This is a genomic window from Aeromonas sp. 601027, from assembly GCF_049174455.1.
Classification (GTDB): domain Bacteria; phylum Pseudomonadota; class Gammaproteobacteria; order Enterobacterales; family Aeromonadaceae; genus Aeromonas; species Aeromonas veronii_A.
Window position 1 is genome coordinate 271,600 of record NZ_JAAKTN010000001.1, and the last position, 17,540, is coordinate 289,139.

Annotated in this window: 16 protein-coding genes; all 16 read right to left on the bottom strand. The window is 61.4% G+C overall.

The window, feature by feature from the left end; translation table 11 throughout:
- Window positions 1–64: 64 nt before the first annotated feature.
- Window positions 65–1,528 (bottom strand): NADH-quinone oxidoreductase subunit NuoN, encoded by a 1,464-nt coding sequence (gene nuoN, locus G5193_RS01215; protein WP_421204738.1) that lies wholly within the window; start codon window positions 1,526–1,528, stop codon window positions 65–67.
- The gene (gene nuoM, locus G5193_RS01220; RefSeq protein WP_421204739.1) at window positions 1,525–3,069 is read right to left on the bottom strand and encodes an NADH-quinone oxidoreductase subunit M; all 1,545 of its coding nucleotides are present in this window, start codon (window positions 3,067–3,069) and stop codon (window positions 1,525–1,527) included. The genes nuoN and nuoM overlap by 4 nt, the downstream gene beginning before the upstream one ends.
- Window positions 3,070–3,167: 98 nt before the next feature.
- The gene (nuoL, locus tag G5193_RS01225) at window positions 3,168–5,015 is read right to left on the bottom strand and encodes an NADH-quinone oxidoreductase subunit L (RefSeq protein ID WP_421204740.1); all 1,848 of its coding nucleotides are present in this window, start codon (window positions 5,013–5,015) and stop codon (window positions 3,168–3,170) included.
- On the bottom strand, window positions 5,012–5,320 hold the full coding sequence (gene nuoK, locus G5193_RS01230) for an NADH-quinone oxidoreductase subunit NuoK (RefSeq protein ID WP_005337247.1): 309 nt from the start codon (window positions 5,318–5,320) through the stop codon (window positions 5,012–5,014). Before nuoK ends, nuoL begins: the two co-directional genes overlap by 4 nt.
- Window positions 5,317–5,868 (bottom strand): NADH-quinone oxidoreductase subunit J, encoded by a 552-nt coding sequence (gene nuoJ / locus G5193_RS01235; RefSeq protein ID WP_245130678.1) that lies wholly within the window; start codon window positions 5,866–5,868, stop codon window positions 5,317–5,319. The genes nuoK and nuoJ overlap by 4 nt, the downstream gene beginning before the upstream one ends.
- A gap of 10 nt (window positions 5,869–5,878) precedes the next feature.
- A complete protein-coding gene (gene nuoI / locus G5193_RS01240) occupies window positions 5,879–6,421 on the bottom strand; it encodes an NADH-quinone oxidoreductase subunit NuoI (protein WP_058053340.1) in 543 nt (180 codons plus the stop codon).
- A gap of 10 nt (window positions 6,422–6,431) precedes the next feature.
- On the bottom strand, window positions 6,432–7,400 hold the full coding sequence (nuoH, locus tag G5193_RS01245) for an NADH-quinone oxidoreductase subunit NuoH (RefSeq protein WP_042019045.1): 969 nt from the start codon (window positions 7,398–7,400) through the stop codon (window positions 6,432–6,434).
- A complete protein-coding gene (gene nuoG, locus G5193_RS01250; RefSeq protein WP_421204741.1) occupies window positions 7,397–10,153 on the bottom strand; it encodes an NADH-quinone oxidoreductase subunit NuoG in 2,757 nt (918 codons plus the stop codon). Before nuoG ends, nuoH begins: the two co-directional genes overlap by 4 nt.
- A 41-nt stretch (window positions 10,154–10,194) precedes the next feature.
- Entirely contained in the window at window positions 10,195–11,580 is a 1,386-nt protein-coding gene (gene nuoF, locus G5193_RS01255; RefSeq protein WP_204483752.1) for an NADH-quinone oxidoreductase subunit NuoF, read from the bottom strand.
- The gene (nuoE, locus tag G5193_RS01260; protein WP_108612019.1) at window positions 11,577–12,119 is read right to left on the bottom strand and encodes an NADH-quinone oxidoreductase subunit NuoE; all 543 of its coding nucleotides are present in this window, start codon (window positions 12,117–12,119) and stop codon (window positions 11,577–11,579) included. Before nuoE ends, nuoF begins: the two co-directional genes overlap by 4 nt.
- An 80-nt stretch (window positions 12,120–12,199) precedes the next feature.
- Window positions 12,200–14,005, bottom strand: a complete 1,806-nt coding sequence (gene nuoC, locus G5193_RS01265) for an NADH-quinone oxidoreductase subunit C/D (RefSeq protein WP_421204742.1) — start codon at window positions 14,003–14,005, stop codon at window positions 12,200–12,202.
- 2 nt (window positions 14,006–14,007) lie between these two features.
- The gene (locus G5193_RS01270) at window positions 14,008–14,682 is read right to left on the bottom strand and encodes a NuoB/complex I 20 kDa subunit family protein (protein ID WP_005344917.1); all 675 of its coding nucleotides are present in this window, start codon (window positions 14,680–14,682) and stop codon (window positions 14,008–14,010) included.
- A 29-nt stretch (window positions 14,683–14,711) separates the two neighbouring features.
- Entirely contained in the window at window positions 14,712–15,116 is a 405-nt protein-coding gene (locus G5193_RS01275; RefSeq protein WP_005344919.1) for an NADH-quinone oxidoreductase subunit A, read from the bottom strand.
- 100 nt (window positions 15,117–15,216) lie between these two features.
- On the bottom strand, window positions 15,217–15,453 hold the full coding sequence (locus tag G5193_RS01280; protein ID WP_421204743.1) for a hypothetical protein: 237 nt from the start codon (window positions 15,451–15,453) through the stop codon (window positions 15,217–15,219).
- Between the two features lie 41 nt (window positions 15,454–15,494).
- On the bottom strand, window positions 15,495–16,064 hold the full coding sequence (locus G5193_RS01285; protein ID WP_421204744.1) for a DUF1566 domain-containing protein: 570 nt from the start codon (window positions 16,062–16,064) through the stop codon (window positions 15,495–15,497).
- Window positions 16,065–16,077: 13 nt separating this feature from the next.
- Window positions 16,078–17,517, bottom strand: coding sequence for a DUF1566 domain-containing protein (locus G5193_RS01290; RefSeq protein WP_421204745.1), 1,440 nt, complete (start codon window positions 17,515–17,517; stop codon window positions 16,078–16,080).
- Window positions 17,518–17,540: the final 23 nt, after the last annotated feature.

Sequence of the window (17,540 nt, forward strand, 5' to 3'; positions counted from 1 at the left end):
GCAGGCAATCCACATAAAAAAGAAACCGGCCACATGGGCCGGTTTTGAAGGGAAATGAGCCGGGTTACTGCAACACCACCTGCTGGAACCCTTGTACCAGACTGATGACCGGCTGGGGATAGAGCCCCAGCAACACCACCAGCGCTGCAGAGAGCAGCACCACCACACCACCGGAGGAGAGCGCCCAGTCGGCGCTGGCATCGCGCTGCTGCATGCCCGGTTCGCGCAGATAGAGGGTCACCATCACCTTGAGGTAGTAGTAGAGACCCAGTGCGCTGCCGAGCACGATGGCACCGGAGAGCCACCAAAGCTGCGCCTCGACGGTGACGCCGATGAGGTAGAACTTGCCGATAAAGCCGAGGGTCATCGGGATGCCCGCGAGTGACAACATCATCACCGTCAGCACTGCTGTGAGGTAAGGACGCTTCCAGAACAGACCGCGATAGCTGTGCAGGGAGTCGGCATCCTTGCCGCGATAGGGGCTCGACATCATGCTGACGACGCCAAAGGCGCCGAGGCTGGTGAACAGATACATCAGCAGGTAGACCCCGGCTGCTTCCACCGGCATCTGGCCGAATCGGCTCGCCACGATCACCGCCAGCAGGTAACCGAAGTGGGAGATGGAGGAGTAACCCAGCATCCGTTTGACGTTGGTCTGCACCAGGGCCAGCAGGTTGCCGACCATGATGGAGATGACCGCCATGGCTGCCAGCAGCCAGTGGATCATGGGATCGCTCGCCGCCGGTACCGCCAGATAGAAGCGCAGCAGCACGGCAAAGACCGCCACCTTGCTGACGGTGGCGAGGAAGGTGGCGACCGGTGCCGGGGCACCTTCGTAGACATCCGGGGTCCAGAGGTGGAAGGGGGCCAGGGAGAGTTTAAAGGCAAAGCCGACCAGCATCAGCCCCAAACCGCCCATCAGCAGCGGGTGGTGAGCCGGGCTCTCGGCCAGGGTCTGCCCCAGGGCGGCAAAGCTCAGGTTGCCTGCCTGTGCATAGAGCAGCGCCATGCCAAACAGCAGGAAGGCGGTGGCTGCGGCAGAGAGCACCATGTATTTCACCGCGGCTTCCAGCGAGTGGCGCTCGCGGTAGGCGTAACCCACCAGACCGAACATCGGCAGGGTCAGCATCTCGATCCCGATAAAGAGAGAGGCGAGGTGACGGGAGCAGGCCAGCACCAGACCACCAGCGGTGGCGATCAGCAGCAGCAGGAAGAACTCCTCCCGGTTGTCCGGGTAGGCTTTCAGCCACAATTGACCGAAGGTGCAGGTGGCCAGGGCGCCGATGAGCACCAGTCCCATGTAGAAGACGGCGTAACTGTCCACTTGCAGCAGCGGGGTGACCCCCTGATCTCCTTGCGCCATGACGATGGGCAGGGAGAAGAGCGCCAGGTTGAGACCAATGATGGTGACGGTAAAGGCGGTGGTGACACAGCGGCGCCACGCGATGGCCAGCATCAGGGCCGCCATGGCCCCGGTGGTCAGCAGCAGGGGAAGCAGTGCCAGCAGTTGGGAAGCGGAGAAAGTCATTGCAGGGCTCCAGCAGTCGGCAGCAGATACCAGTGCAGCACGTTGATAAGACTGCTGCTGGCGGTGTCAATCACGGGTTGGGGATAGAGGCCAAGCAGAACCAGCAGGCCCGCAATCACCATCATCATGGTCAGCTCGCGGCGATCCAGTCCCTTGAGCACGCGCTCATCTTTGGCGGGGCCAAAGCAGGCGCGCTGCAACATGATGAGGGAGTAGACCGAGGCCAGTACCAGACCGAAGGTGGCGACCGCCGTGATGACAGGGGCAACCTGGAAGCTGCCAACCAGGATCAGGAACTCGCCGACAAAGTTGCCGGTGCCCGGCATGCCGAGCGACGCCACCGAGAAGAAGAGCATCACACCCGGCAGATAGCGCAGGCGTCCCCACAGACCACCCATCTGGCGCAGGTCGCGGGTGTGCAGCCGCTCATAGAGCTGACCGCAGAGGATGAAGAGGCCGGCGGCGGAGAGACCGTGGGCGATCATCTGCACAACGGCACCCTGCAGGGCCACTTCGCTACCCGAGTAGATGGCGATCATCACAAAACCCATGTGGGAGATGCTGGTGTAGGCCACCAGCCGTTTGATGTCAGTCTGGGCAAAGGCCACGATGGCGCCATACACGATGCCGACAAGACCCAGCACCATGGCGTAGGGGGCAAATTCGGCTGAGGCCTCCGGGAAGAGCGGCAGGGCGAAGCGCAGCAGACCGTAGGCCGCGGTTTTGAGCAAAATACCGGCGAGGTCCACGGAGCCTGCGGTCGGCGCCTGACTATGGGCATCCGGCAGCCAGCCGTGCAGCGGCACCAGCGGCATCTTGACCGCGAAGGCGATGAAGAAGCCCAGCATCAGCAGCCACTGTACACCCTTGCTCATCGGGGTATTGAGCAGATCCAGATAGTTGAAGGTGAAGACACCGGTAGCATGCTGGTGGGTCAGCACCAGCCCGATGATAGCCACCAGCATGATCAGGCCGCTCACCTGGGTGTAGATGAAGAACTTGGTCGCCGCGTTGATCCGTGATTTGCCGTCAGTGACCGAATGGCCCCAGAGCGCAATCAGGAAGTACATGGGAACCAGCATCATCTCCCAGAAGAAGAAGAAGAGGAACAGGTCCAGCGCCATAAAGACCCCGAGCACGCCACCCAGGATCCAGAGCAGGTTCAGATGGAAGAAGCCGATGCGCTGCACGATCTCTTTCCACGAACAGAGAATGGCCAGTACCCCGATAAAGCTGGTGAGGATCACCATCAAGAGCGACAGGCCATCCACCGCCAGATGCAAAGAGATGCCGAAGCGGGGGATCCACGGCAGGCGCCACTCGGCGGCCCAGGCTGAGGCAGCACCGGAGACGCCCGCGCTGTCGAGACCCGTGGTGGCAAGGGAGAAGTCACCACTTAGCCAGATGGCACAGGAGAGCAGCAGGCTGGCGCTCATGGAGAGCAGGGCTACCCAGCGGACAAACTGCCCGCCGAGACGCTCCATCTGCCAGCAGAGCAAGCCGCCGATAAAAGGAATTAGCAAGATCCAGAGTAAGGTCACGGTATCAGCTCTCGTTCAAGTTCATATGAGATTGCGCTCCCTGTTCCATCAGGGAGAGCAAACAGCCCGGCTGTACGATCTTCGTGTTGTTCATCGCGTTATCCCAGCAGCAACAGCGCCAGCACCAGCACGGCGCCGATCCCCATGGAGGCGGCATACCAGCGCAACTTGCCGGTCACGGTCCAGGCCAGCAGCTGGTTGCCACGCAGGGCAAGCCAGGCGGGCAGGCCCATCATCCAGTCCAGCGGATCCTGCCCGACCAGACGGGTCGCCAGCAGATAGGGTTTGACCCACAGCTGGTCATAGAGCCAGTCAAAGCCCCAGGCGTTGAACCAGAGGGTGCTGAGCAGCCGGCCTGGCGCGCTGTTGGCAATGGAGGTGGCCAGACGGCGCTCACCAAGGAACAGAAACGCGGCCAGCGCGATGCCAGCAATGGCGATGATGCCGGAGGCTACCTCCAGTGCATGGCGACCCTCTTCGATATGGTCTCCCGGGCCTGCGGGCAGTACACCTGCCAGTGGCGGGGAGATCAGCGCGCCGATGCCGGTAGAAAGCACCAGCAGCACCAGCAGCGGCAGATGGTGAGCCAGACCGTGGCCCGCATGGGCTTTGGTCTGCTCTTTGCCATGGAAGGCGATAAAGATCAGCCGGAAGGTATAAAGCGACGTGAGGAATGCCCCCGCCAGACCTGCCCACAGCAGCGTGCTTTGGCCCGATGCTTCCACTTGCCACAGGATGGCATCCTTACTGTAGAAACCGGAAGTGACCAGCGGCAACGCCGCCAGCGCCGAGCCACCTACCAGGAAGCAGGCGTAGACCAGCGGCAGGCTCTTGCGCAGGCCGCCCATCTTGAAAATGTTCTGCTCATGGTGGCAGGCAACGATAACGGCACCGGCGGAGAGGAACAGCAGCGCCTTGAAGAAGGCGTGGGTCATCAGGTGGAAGATGGCCCCTTCCCATGCGCCGACACCGAGAGCCAGAAACATGTAGCCAATCTGGCTCATGGTGGAGTAGGCGAGGATCCGCTTGATATCGGTCTGAACCAGCGCCGCAAAGCCTGCCAGCACTAGCGTGATGGCGCCAACCAGCCCGACCAGATGGAGGATCTCTGGCGCCAGCAGGAACAGGCCGTGGGTACGGGCAATCAGGTAGACACCGGCGGTCACCATGGTGGCGGCGTGGATCAGCGCTGAGACAGGGGTCGGGCCTGCCATCGCATCCGCCAGCCAGGTTTGCAGCGGCAGCTGTGCCGATTTGCCGACCGCGCCACCCAGGAGCATCAGGCAGGCCAGCGACAGGGCAGGGGAGCCCTCGGCAAACAGGGTCGGGGCACGAACCAGCAGCTCGTGGATATTGAGGGTGCCCAGCTCCCGATAGAGGATAAACAGGCCGATGGCGAGGAAGACATCACCCACCCGGGTCACGACAAATGCCTTGAGGGCCGCCGCGCCGTTCTTGCGATCCTTGTAGTAGAAGCCGATCAGCAGATAGCTGCACAGCCCTACCCCTTCCCAGCCGAGGTAGACAAACAGCAGGTCATCAGCCAGCACCAGAAACAGCATGCTGGCGATAAAGAGGTTGGTGTAGGTAAAGAAGCGGGAGTAGCCCTCTTCACCGCGCATATACCAGGAGGCGAACAGGTGGATAAAGAAACCGACTCCGGTCACCACCCCCAGCATGGTCAGCGACAGGCCATCCAGTGCCAGCGAGAAGCTCGGGGTAAAGTTGCCCACCGCCATCCATTGCCACAGGCGCTGGATATAGACGCCCCCCTCTGGCGGGTTGCCCAGAAAGTCGATGCCCACCCACAGGGTAGTGAGGGCCGACAGGCCAATGGAGCCTACCCCGATCAGCGCAGAGGTACGCTCGCCAAACCGGCCGAGGGAGAAGGCCAACACCAGCCATCCCAGCAGCGGAAATAGAAAAGTCAGATATAAGAGGCTCATCCGCGCATCTCGCTCACAGTGTCCACGTTCAGGGTGTGGTAACGACGATAGAGCAGCAGTAACAGGGCAAGGCCGATACTGGCCTCCGCTGCCGCCAGAGAAATCACCAGGATATACATGATCTGGCCATCGGCTTGGGCCCAGCGGCTACCCGCCACCACAAACGCCAGTGCCGAGGCATTCATCATGATCTCGATACTCATCAGGATGTAGAGCAGGTTGCGGCGGATCAGCAGACCGCACAAGCCGATGCAGAAGAGCACCGCGGCCAGCAGGAGGCCGTGCTCCATAGGGATTCCATTCATTGCTGACCTCCTTCTTGTGCAGAGCGGGATGCTGTGCGGGGGACGGAGAGCACTTCACCGCTCTTCTCTTCCCGACCCAGGTGATAGGCGGTTACCAGACCCGCCAGCAGCAGGATGGAGGCAAGCTCCACCGCCAGCACATAGGGGCCAAAGAGCTCGACACCCACCTGCTTGGCGGTCACCTCGGTCACTCCGGTCAGGCCCCCGGTCACTCCGAGAATGCCGTGGGCCAGAAAGCCCAGCAGGATCAGCGAGAGCAGGGCTGGGCCCCCCCAGGTCATGGGGGTGAGCCACTTTTTCTCCTGTGCCTGGGCACTCCCCAGGTTCAGCATCATCACCACGAACACGAACAGCACCATGATGGCGCCGGCGTAGACGATCACCTGCAGGGCGCCCGCAAAGGCGGCACCCAGGCAGAAGAAGATCATGGCCACGGCGATGAGGGAGATGATGAGATTGAGCAGCGCATGCATGGGATTGCTGGTGCTGATCACCCGCAGCGTGCTGTAAATGGCCACCAGGGCCGAGGCATAAAATGCCAGTTCCATGATTGACTCCTCAGGGCAGCAGGCTCTTGACATCGATGGGCTTGGCTTCGTTTTCGGCATCCCCTTTCGGCTTGCCGTCGATAGCCATCCCGCTCATGCGATAGAAGTTGTAGTCCGGGTATTTGCCGGGCCCGCTGATCAGCAGATCTTCCTTCTCGTACACCAGATCCTGGCGGCGATACTCACCCATCTCGAAATCCGGTGTCAGCTGTATGGCGGTGGTGGGGCAAGCCTCTTCACACAGGCCGCAGAAGATGCAGCGAGAGAAGTTGATGCGAAAGAACTCCGGATACCAGCGACCATCTTCCCGCTCGGATTTTTGCAGCGAGATGCAGCCGACCGGGCAGGCGACCGCGCAGAGGTTGCAGGCCACGCAGCGCTCGTCCCCGTCGGGGTCACGGGTCAGCACGATGCGACCGCGGTAGCGGGGGGCCGCATAGACCGCCTGCTCCGGATAGTTGAGGGTTTCACGGGGCCGCCAGGCATGGGAGAAGACCATGGCCAGGCTGCGTAACTGGGTGCCGACACCCTTAATGATGCTAACAATTTTCATAATGAGTGCCTCACTGCGTACTTATCAGTACAACTGCCGCGGTGATCAGCATATTGATCAGGGTCAGCGGCAAGCAGACTTTCCAGCCAAACGACATTACCTGGTCAAAGCGCGGGCGAGGCAGGGAAGCCCGCAGCAGGATGAAGAACACCATGAAACAGGCGGTCTTCAGGGCAAACCAGATGAAGGGGGGCAGCCAAGGGCCGTGCCAGCCACCGAAGAAGAGGGTCACGATGAGCGAGGAGATCAGCACGATGCCGATATATTCGCCCACGAAGAAGAGACCCCACTTCATCCCCGCATACTCGATGTGATAGCCATCGGCGAGCTCCTGCTCGGCCTCCGGCTGGTCAAACGGGTGACGGTGGGTGACGGCAACGCCGGCAAACAGGAAGGTGACAAAGCCCAGGATCTGGGGCACCACGTTCCACAAGTCTGCCTGTGCCTCGACGATATCCCGCAGGTTGAAACTGCCGGTCTGGATCACAATCCCCATCAGGGATAGCCCGAGAAACACCTCGTAGGAGAGGGTCTGGGCCGAGGCGCGCAAGCTGCCGAGCAATGAGTATTTGTTGTTGCTCGACCAGCCGGCGAACAGCACCGCATAGACCGCCAGCCCCGCGATGGCCAGGATGTAGAGCAGCCCCACATTGAGATCCGCCACGCCCCAGGTGGGGGTGATGGGCACCACCGCAAACGCCAGAATAAAGGCGGTGAAGGCGATGATGGGGGCCAGGATAAAGATCCGCCGATCGGCGAACGGCGGGATCCAGTCCTCCTTGAAGAACATCTTGATCATGTCGGCGGCCAGCTGGAGCAGACCAAACGGCCCCACCCGGTTGGGGCCGTAGCGATCCTGCCACAGGGCCAGCAGACGGCGCTCGATGAAGCTCATGAAGGCGCCAGCCCCCACGATCCCCACCAGCACGATCAGTGCCTTGCCCACCTCCAGCAACAGATCGATCAGCGACTCGCTCATGCGATCACCTCCTGCAGGTTAGTGATTGAGGCTTGTTGCATGGCCGTCGGCAGGCCGTTCACCCCAAGGGGCAGCCCCACCAGACCGGCGCTCAGCTGTTCGCTCAGGCGCAGGCGCAGTTGCCAGTGGCTACCGCCCCAGGAGAAGGAGACCTGATTGCCTGCATGGAGGGCCAGACGCTGCGCATCAAGGGGATTGAGCACCAGCTCGGGTTCGTTCATCCGGGCCTGAATGACCGGGCTGCGAGCGGAGAGCTCCTCGCCGCCAAACAGCTGGGCATAATTGACCACTTGCAGCGCCTCTGCGGCCTTGAAGGGGGCGGGGATGGTGGTGAACCAGCCGAGCAGCTCCTTGCCTTCTGCCTGCGGGTCTGTTGCTTCCAGCAGACGGCGACCCGGATCGCCAGCACGCAGTTTGCCACCCACTTCATCCTGGAACTTGTTCCAGGCGGAGGGGGAGTTCCAGCCGGGCGCCCAGGCAAAGGGCACTTGCGGCAGCGGCTGACGGGCTCCGGCATACCCTTCCATGGAGAAGTTGAAGGGGGAGTCGGGATCTTGCGCTACCCGCGGTTCGCTGACGTTCTGATCCGCCAGCATGGAGGTACGACCGCTGTAACGATGCGGCTCACGGGCCAGTCGCATGCCATGGATCCGCAAGCCTGCGTTGGGCGCCGCTTCCAGCATGGTAGCCAGCAGCGGATTGCTGGTGGCGCAGTCATGGTTGACCTGGTCGAAGTTCTGCCAGCGCAGCGGCTTGCGTTCGATCGCCCCTTGCAGCGCCGTCAGCCAGCGCCACCCTTCACGCACCTGAATATCGGCGTTGTAGAAGGCGGGTGCATAGACCTGGAAGAAGCGCTGGGCGCGCCCTTCCATGTTCACCAGCGTGCCATCGGCTTCGGCAAAACTGGCCGCTGGCAGCACCAGATCAGCCTTGTTGGCGGTCGGGGTCGCCTGATGGTCGATGACCAGCAGGTGCTGCAGCCGTGCCAGTGCAGCATCCACCCGGTTGCGCGGCGCGCGGCGGTAGAGATCGTTCTCCAGGGTGATCAGCGCCAACCCCTCTTCGGACTCGATACGCGCAAGGGCTGCTTCGAGTGGCTTGTCTGACAAGGTTTGAGCGCCCAGCATGGCCAGACCCTGCGAGTTGGCCTCCTGGCCAACCAGCGCGATGCTGGCTTCCAGTCCTCGACCTTTCAGGGCGCGGGCAATGTTGCTGGCCGCCTCAAGCAGCGCCACATCGCGGGCACTGGAGCCAGCAATGATGAGCGGCTTCCTGGCGTTGCCGAGCAGCTCGGCCCAGCGAGTCGCTTGTGCCTGCAGCTCGGGGCCGAGATCGGCCACGGCCGGTGCACTCGGGTCGAGCAGGTTGGCGATGGCAAAGCCAAGGCGCGCCTGATCGGCATAGGGGGCGTGCAGCTTGTCGGCCGCCACATCGTCCAGACGGGTGGTGTCGAGGCTGGTGATGAGCAGCGGGTAGCGTTCGTTCTGACCCAGGGTCTGTACGGCGGCGACTTGCCACAGATCCACCTTCATCTTGCGGGCCAGCTCGCGAGCCTTGCCCTTGACGGCTTGACGCAGCGCCAACGCGATACGGGCGGCGCTCATGGTGACATCTTCGCCGAGCAGCAGAATGGCGTCAGCCTCTTCCATGTCCCGCAGGCTCGGAGTCGGCACGCCGCCCTGTTGCAGGATCTGCAGCATCTTCAGCTGACAGGCCCACTCGGCCTGCTCGACGCCTGCGTAGAAGTTGTCTGCACCCACCAGCTCGCGCAGGGCAAAGTTGCTCTCCAGCGAGGCGCGGGGCGAGCCGATGCCGATGAGGCCGCGGGCCGTGCGCAGCGCATCGGCGGCTCGGTTGAGGGCGCCATCGACTGTGATGGTCAGCTGGTCGTTGCCATCTTTGAGCAGCGGTTGGCGCGGGCGGTCCGCCAGATTGACGTAGCCATAGCCAAAGCGGCCACGGTCACAGAGGAAGTAGTGGTTGACGCTGCCGTGGAAGCGGTTTTCGATGCGGCGCAGCTCGCCATAACGCTCACCCGGACTGATGTTGCAGCCCACGGAGCATTGCTGGCAGATGCTGGGGGCAAATTGCATGTCCCACTTGCGGTTGTAACGTTCGGAGTGGGTCTTGTCGGTGAATACGCCGGTGGGGCAGACCTCCACCAGGTTGCCGGAAAATTCGCTCTCCAGGGTGCCATCCTCGACCCGCCCGAAATAGACGTTGTCGTGGGCACCGTAGACCCCGAGATCCTCGCCACCGGCATAATCCTTGTAGTAACGGACGCAGCGGTAGCAGGCGATGCAGCGGTTCATCTCGTGACCGATGAAGGGGCCCAGCTCCTGATTCTGGTGGGTGCGCTTGGTAAAGCGGTAGCGACGGCTGTTGTGGCCGGTCATCACCGTCATGTCCTGCAGGTGGCAGGCGCCGCCCTCTTCACACACCGGGCAGTCGTGGGGGTGGTTGGTCATCAGCCATTCCACCACGCTCTTGCGAAATTCTTTAGCCTCTTCATCCTCGATGGCGATGTAGCTGCCATCGGTGGCCGGGGTCATGCAGGACATGACCAGACGACCGCGTTTGTCATCGGCATTCTGATACTGTTTGACCGCACACTGGCGGCAGGCGCCAACGCTACCCAGCGCCGGATGCCAGCAGAAATAGGGGACGTCCAGACCCAGCGACAGACAGGCTTGCAGCAGGTTATCTGCTCCGTCTACCTCGTACTCTTTGCCGTCTACATAAATGGTTGCCATACAACTTCCCTGAAACCTGTTTTGTGAAATCTGTGGTGTCGTTACCAGCGCTCGCCCAGCAGATTGGGCTGGATCCCTTTGACCGGCTTGCGGTTGTCGCCGCTGCCTTTGATCCCGGCCTCGAATTCGGAGCGGAAATATTTGATGGCGCTGGCCAGCGGCTCGACGGCGCCCGGAGCGTGGGCGCAGAAGGTCTTGCCCGGGCCAAGGAAACCGCAGAGTTGCTCCAGGGTCGCCAGATCGCCGGATTGCCCTTCGCCACGCTCCAAGGCCCGCAGCAGCTTGACGCTCCAGGGCAGGCCGTCGCGGCAGGGCGTGCACCAGCCACACGACTCGCGGGCGAAGAACTCCTCCATGTTGCGCAGCAGGGAGACCATGCTGATGGAGTCATCCACCGCCATGGCGAGGCCAGTCCCCATCCGGGTACCTACCTTGCCGATACCGGCGGTATACATCTGGGCATCGAGGTGCTCCGGCAGCAGGAAGCCGGTGCCCGCGCCGCCCGGTTGCCAGGCTTTCAGGCGATAGCCGCTCTTCATCCCGCCGGCGTAATTTTCAAACAGCTCGCGGGCGGTGATGCCAAAGGGCAGCTCCCAGACCCCGGGGTTGTTCACCTTGCCGGAGAAGCCCATCAGCTTGGTGCCGTGATCTTCCGAGCCCGGCAGCGCCAGCCCGTGATACCAGGCGACCCCGTTGCCGATAATGGCGGGGACGTTGCAGAGGGTCTCGACGTTGTTGACGCAGGTGGGTTTGCCCCAGACGCCGGAAACGGCGGGGAAGGGGGGTTTGGCACGCGGGTTGGCGCGGCGCCCTTCCAGCGAATTGATCAACGCCGTCTCTTCACCACAGATGTAGCGGCCGGCGCCGGTGTGGACGAACAGCTCGAAGTCAAAACCGGATCCCAGAATGTTCTTGCCCAGTAGACCGGCGGCCTTGGCCTCTTCCACCGCACGGCGCAGGTGGATGGCAGCATCTACATACTCGCCGCGCAGGAAGATATAGCCGCGATAGGCTTTGAGCGCTCGGGCCGAGATGATCATCCCCTCGATCAGCAGGTGGGGCAGTTGCTCCATCAGCAGGCGATCTTTCCAGGTGTTGGGTTCCATCTCGTCGGCGTTGCAGAGCAGGTAACGGGTGTTCATGCTCTCGTCTTTGGGCATCAGCCCCCACTTCACACCAGTGGGGAAGCCCGCGCCGCCACGCCCCTTGAGACCGGCATCCTTGACGGTACTGACGATCTCGTCCGGACTCATCTGGCTGAGTGCTTTACGCACCGCTTCATAACCCTGCTTGGCCTGATACTCCTCCAGCCACACCGGCTGGCCGTCATCACGTAGCCGCCAGGTGAGCGGGTGGGTCTCGGGGGCACGCGGGGTGCGATTGGCGGTGCCAAGAGAGGCGAGGATTTTGTTCTGCGGCAGGCTCATGGGTAAGCCTCCAGCGTTTTCAGCAAGGTCACCGGATCGAGGCCGCCATAGGTGTCGTCATCGATCATGATGGCTGGCCCCTTGTCGCAGTTGCCAAGGCAGCAGACCGGCAGCAGGGTGAAGCGGCCATCCGGGGTGGTTTGACCGGGGCCGAGGTTTATCACCTCCTTGAGACCGGCCAGCAGATCTTCATGGCCATTGATGTAGCAGACCATGCTGTCGCAGACGCGGATGATGTGACGTCCCACCGGCTGGCGGAAGATCTGGCTATAGAAGGTGGCAACCCCCTCCACGTCGCTGGCGGGAATGCCGAGCTCGGCCGCGATGGCGTGAATGGCGCCGTCGGGTACCCAGCCTCTGGCCTGCTGCACGATCTTGAGCGCTTCGATGCTGGCGGCGCGGGGATCTTCGTAGTGGTGTTTCTCGTGTTCGATGGCATCGCGTTCAGCCTGGCTCAGAACGAAGTCGTCCTGTTTGCTGCTGCATGCCCCTTGCCCCTGTGGGGTCTGATTATTGTGACACTGACATTGCTGGCTCATGACTTGACCTTTGGTGGCTTGTCCTTTTACTGCTCGTCCGGCGATCCCGATTCCCGGCCATGGCCGGGAGGGCGGATCACTTAACGGTCCACATCCGACATAACAAAATCGATACTGCCCAGATAGACGATGAGGTCCGACACCATGCTGCCTTTGATCACCGAGGGGATCTGCTGCAGGTGAGCAAAGCTCGGGGTGCGGATCCGGGTCCGGTAGCTCATGGTGGAGCCATCGCTGGTCAGGTAGTAACTGTTGACGCCCTTGGTCGCCTCAATCATCTGGAACGACTCGGCTGCCGGCATGACCGGGCCCCACGACACTTGCAGGAAGTGGTTGATCAGGGTCTCGATGTGCTGCAGCGTGCGCTCTTTGGGCGGCGGCGTGGTGAGGGGGTGATCCGCCTTGAAGGGACCCTCCGGCATGTTCTTCATGCACTGCTCGATGATCGACATGCTCTGGCGGATCTCCTCGATCCGCACGGTAGCTCTGTCGTAGGCATCGCCATTGCTGCCGACCGGCACTTCAAAGTCGAACTGATCGTAACCGGAGTAGGGGCGCCACTTGCGTATGTCGAAGTTAAGGCCGGTGGCGCGCAATCCGGCCCCCGTGGTGCCCCAGGACAACGCCTGCTCGGTGGTGTAGGCAGATACGCCTATGGTTCGACCGCGCAGAATGCTGTTACGCATCGCCGCTTTTTCGTAATCCATCAGACGTTTGGGCAGCCAGCTCAGCAGGTTGTCCTGCACCAGCCGTTGCCATCCCTTCGGCAGGTCGTGGGCCACACCGCCGATACGGAACCAGGCCGGGTGCATGCGGGCACCGGTGATCGCTTCGATGATGGTGTAGATCTTCTGCCGGTCGGTGAAGGTGAAGAAGACCGGGGTCATGGCCCCCACGTCCTGGATATAGGTACCGAGGAACAAGAGATGGCTCTGGATGCGGAACAGCTCCGCCATCATCACCCGGATCATATCGACCCGCTGCGGCACCTTGATGCCAGCCAGCTTCTCGACCGCCAGCACATAGGGGAGGTTGTTCATCACCCCGCCCAGATACTCGACCCGGTCGGTATAGGGGATGTAGCTGTGCCAGGATTGGCGCTCGCCCATCTTCTCGGCACCGCGATGGTGATAGCCGATATCGGGCACACAGTTGCGGATCTCTTCGCCATCGAGCTGCAACACCAACCGGAAGGCGCCGTGAGCCGAGGGGTGGTTGGGGCCGAGGTTCAAGAACATGTAGTCCTCATTCTCGTTGCCGCGGGCCAGCCCCCACTCTTCCGGTTTGAACAGCAGGTTCTCCTGCTCCATGTCCTGTTTGGCGGCATCGAGCATGAAGGGATCGAATTCGGTGGCGCGCGCCGGGTAATCCTTGCGCAGCGGGTGACCCTGCCAGCTCTTGGGCATCATGATGCGGGTCAGATGGGGATGGCCATCGAAGGTGATGCCCATCAGATCCCACACTTCCCGCTCGTACCAGTTGGCATTGGGGAAGTGGTTGGTGATGGTGGGCAGATGCAGGTCACTTTCGGCCAGCGCCACTTTCAACATCACATCGGCGTTACGGTCGATGGAGATGAGGTGATAGAAGACGGTGAAATCGCTCTGGGGCAGACCGTCGCGATGGCTGCGCAGCCGCTCATCGGTGGCGCTGAGATCAAACAGCATCACAAACGGGGAGGGCACCTTGCGCAAGAAGCTCATCACATCCTGCAGCAGTTCGCGGGGAAGCCAGACCACCGGTACGCCGGTACGCGTGGTCTGCACGGTGAAGTGCTCGGCCCCGAAGTGGGCAAACAGTTCGCCAATGACTTTGGCATCCTTGTGGTCGCTGGGCTGCCACTGGGCCATGGCGTAATTGCTGGGAAAATCACGAGTCAGTTTCATGGTCAGATCTCATCCGGCGTGCGCAGGTTGGTCACATTGATCCGTTCGCCGCGCTTGCGCTCTTTTTCGGCCTGCATCTGGGGACGGTAGATCCCCTGATCGCCCACTACCCAGGAGAGGGGACGGCGCTCTTTGCCGATGGAGTCCTGCAGCAGCATCAGGGCTTGCAAAAAGGCTTCGGGACGGGGCGGGCAACCCGGAATGTAGACGTCGACCGGCAGGAACTTGTCTACCCCCTGCACCACTGAATAGATGTCATACATGCCGCCTGAGTTGGCACAGGCCCCCATGGAGATCACCCACTTGGGTTCGAGCAGCTGTTCATACAGGCGCTGGATGACTGGCGCCATCTTGATGAAGGGGGTCCCTGCAATCACCATGAAGTCGGCCTGACGGGGCGAAGCGCGGATAACTTCGGCGCCGAAGCGGGCCACATCGTGGGGGGAGGTGAAGGCGGTACACATCTCCACGTAGCAGCAGGAGATGCCGAAGTTGTAAGGCCAGAGGGAGTTTTTGCGGCCCCAGTTGACTGTGTCTTGCAGCACCTCCTCGAGACGGCCCATCATGATGCCGCGCGTCGCTTCTTGCGCCAGTGGGTCATCGACGGTCTGGCGCTGCTCCTGGGGGTAGCGCTCAACGGGGGCATCCGGGTCAATCCGGGTCAGGGTGTACTTCATGGTGCAACCTCAAGGAAAGGGTCTGTGGTTCAATCACTGTTTTTGTTGTTCAGCTGCGGTTTGCGCGGTGACCAGTCCAGTGCGCCGATGCGCCAGAGGTAGATCAGGCCGATAAGCAGCAGTCCGATGAAAATGGTGGCTTCAATAAAGCCGACCCAGCCGCTCTCCCGCACGGAGACAGACCAGGCAAACAGGTAGAGCGCCTCGACGTCGAAGATGACGAAGAACATGGCGACCAGATAGAACTTGGCGGAAAAACGCAGGCGGGCACTGCCGACCGAGTCGACACCAGATTCAAATGGCTTGTTCTTGGTGCGGCCGTAGGCGCGACCTCCCAGCAGGGCGGCGAGGCCTATCATCACCAGACAGATGGTGATGGCACCGATGACATAAATGGCAAAAGCCCAATGTTGAGCAGAAATATCAGCAAACATAGAGGTTTTTCCTAACCAAATTAATCAAGCGACTTAACATTAATGTTACGCATTATGACACTTTCGCACTGATTTACATGTCATTTTTACGGGTTAATTATTAATCGGTTAACCGGTAATTAAATTTTGTTAAGAAGCGCACTTTTTTGTTGGTTATGGCGGGCGGGAAAGGCCTGTAAAGCGCAGAGAGCTGCTCCTCGTTATCACCTGAAAGGGGTAAATGCCGCGGGCGAAGCCGGATCAGGTCGGTATCGCGGGCAGGGGGCACAGGTGGGAGAAGAGCGTGATGGCGGGTGAGATAGGGGGTGGCAAGAGCATTAAAAAGAGAGGCTTTCAAGCCTCTCCTGTCATCGCGTTCCGGTTTCGAGCGTGGGGCGGTCAGGGTTTATTGGCGACCAGCAAGACCTGATCCGGGTAGGCGCCAATGGCGCGAAGACCGATATCTCCCGAGGTAATATCCAGATACGCCCGCTGACCATTGGCGGAGGTTACCGTGCTGCTCATCAGATAGACATAGCCCTCATTGACCTCTTTACCGCCCCCCGCCATGGCGCGCGGGAAAATGGCTTCATTGAGAGAGGGCTTGTAGCAGGCATGCTCGACCAGGGTCGCCAGCTCCTTGATGTCGGGCAGGCGCCACTGGCTGATACCGCCGAAGTGATAGAGAGCATGGCTGCTGTCACTGCGGATCCGCTCCGCCACTTGCAGCCCCTGCTGCCAGTAGTAAACGGTCGGTTCCCCCAGGCAACTGCTGCCACTCCATGTCTGCCCCAGTTTGCAGCGCATCCAGGTGAGGCCGGTGTGTTGATCCGTGACGGTGCCGTTGCCATGGTCAAGAAAACGGGCAGAGGGGGCGGTGCGATCCATGGTGTCATCACAAATGGCAGCACAGTGGGCCAGGGGGGCCAGCAGTGCCAGCATGGCGAACGAAAAGCGATAAAGGCTCATGATATTCCTCGGGTTATTGGGGAGTGGCGACCAGTCGTACCTGCATCAGCTCGATATAGGTATCTTGCTGCACCAGCGCGGGATAGGTGGTGCCCGCATCTTCTCCCAGGAGCAGGACTGTGCGTTTGCTGATGGGGCCACCGGAGAAGCGCTGAGCTGTGTTGCTGGTGGCGCTCCAGTAGTAGCCATGGTAGGTGTCATCTTCCGAGGGGGCGATATCCGGGAAGTAACGGGTATCCACGATGATGCGTTGACCCAGCGGGTCCTTGGCCAGGCTGCCGTAGTGCATCAGTGACATCAGCTCACCCATGGTGGGCAGCCGCCACTGGCTGATGCCGCAGCGTTGCTTGCCATTGAGCCACTGCTGATACGCGCGTGTGGTCAGCATGGTGGTCAGCGCCTGTGCCCGGGCTAGGGCCGCCAGATCTCCTTCGGCGGTGAGCTGTTCGATCCTCTTATGAATATGCTGGTAGGCCTCTTGCTGCTCGCCTGCGGTCGCCTTGAACTGCTCATCCTCATAGGCAAAGGGTCTGCTTTTCCAGGCCGGGCTCAAGGGATCGTCCGATTTGACCTCCCACACCAGACCGGTATTGAGATCCTTGACGCACTGCCAGCTCGGCGCGTTGTCGGGGAGCACCTGACCGCGATCATCGAGTTTGCGATAGGCAAGCTGGGGACGAGTGCGATTCCAGCTGGCATCTTGTCCCGGATAGTCGGCGGGTTCCTGCTCCAGCAGCGGGTCGTTGCCATCGCTGAAGGTGGTGACGCCGGTGACGGTTAGCAGGTTGCGTGGCTGCTGCTGCACCAGCAGGGTCAGCAGCTTGCTTTGGGTATCTTCAGCGAACTGGCCGTTGCGTTGCCACTCCTGAGCCAATTGCGCCAGCATCAGGCTGATGGCGCGATAGCTGGTGGTAAGCAACTGGGTCTCCTTGGCGGTGGCAAGGTGTGTGCGGGCCTGTTGTTGCAAGCTGATCGCCACCTGCTGCAGCGCCTGATCAAACTGGCCGAGACCCGCGAGGGCCGCGCGATCGCTGCCCGGTTGCAGCGGCGCGAGATCGGCCAGCAGCTGCGCCAGTGCGCGATCGGCGGCCACCCCTTCGGCAATGCGGCTCTGCCACAGGGTACTGAGCAGGGTCGGTTGCAGCCGTTGTGGATCCCCTTTGGCGGCCGGATGTGCCAGTAGCAGGCCTCCGCTCCTCGGTACGAACAGCAGGGGCGAGTTGACGATGTTGGCCGAACGGCTGACCAGGGCCACAGCTCCTTCGCCGCTGACGGCAGGATCGGCGGGATCACATTGCCAGTTCTGATCCAGATCGGCGCACAGGGTACCGGCAGTCGGCAGAGCGACATCGACCCGGTAGTCCGGGATCGCCAGTGGTGCGTTATCTTCCCCGCCGCCACAGGCGCTGAGCAGGGCTGAGAGGGTTGCAATAACCAGTACGGATGGTTTCACTTCACATTCCTTGATTCGGTCAC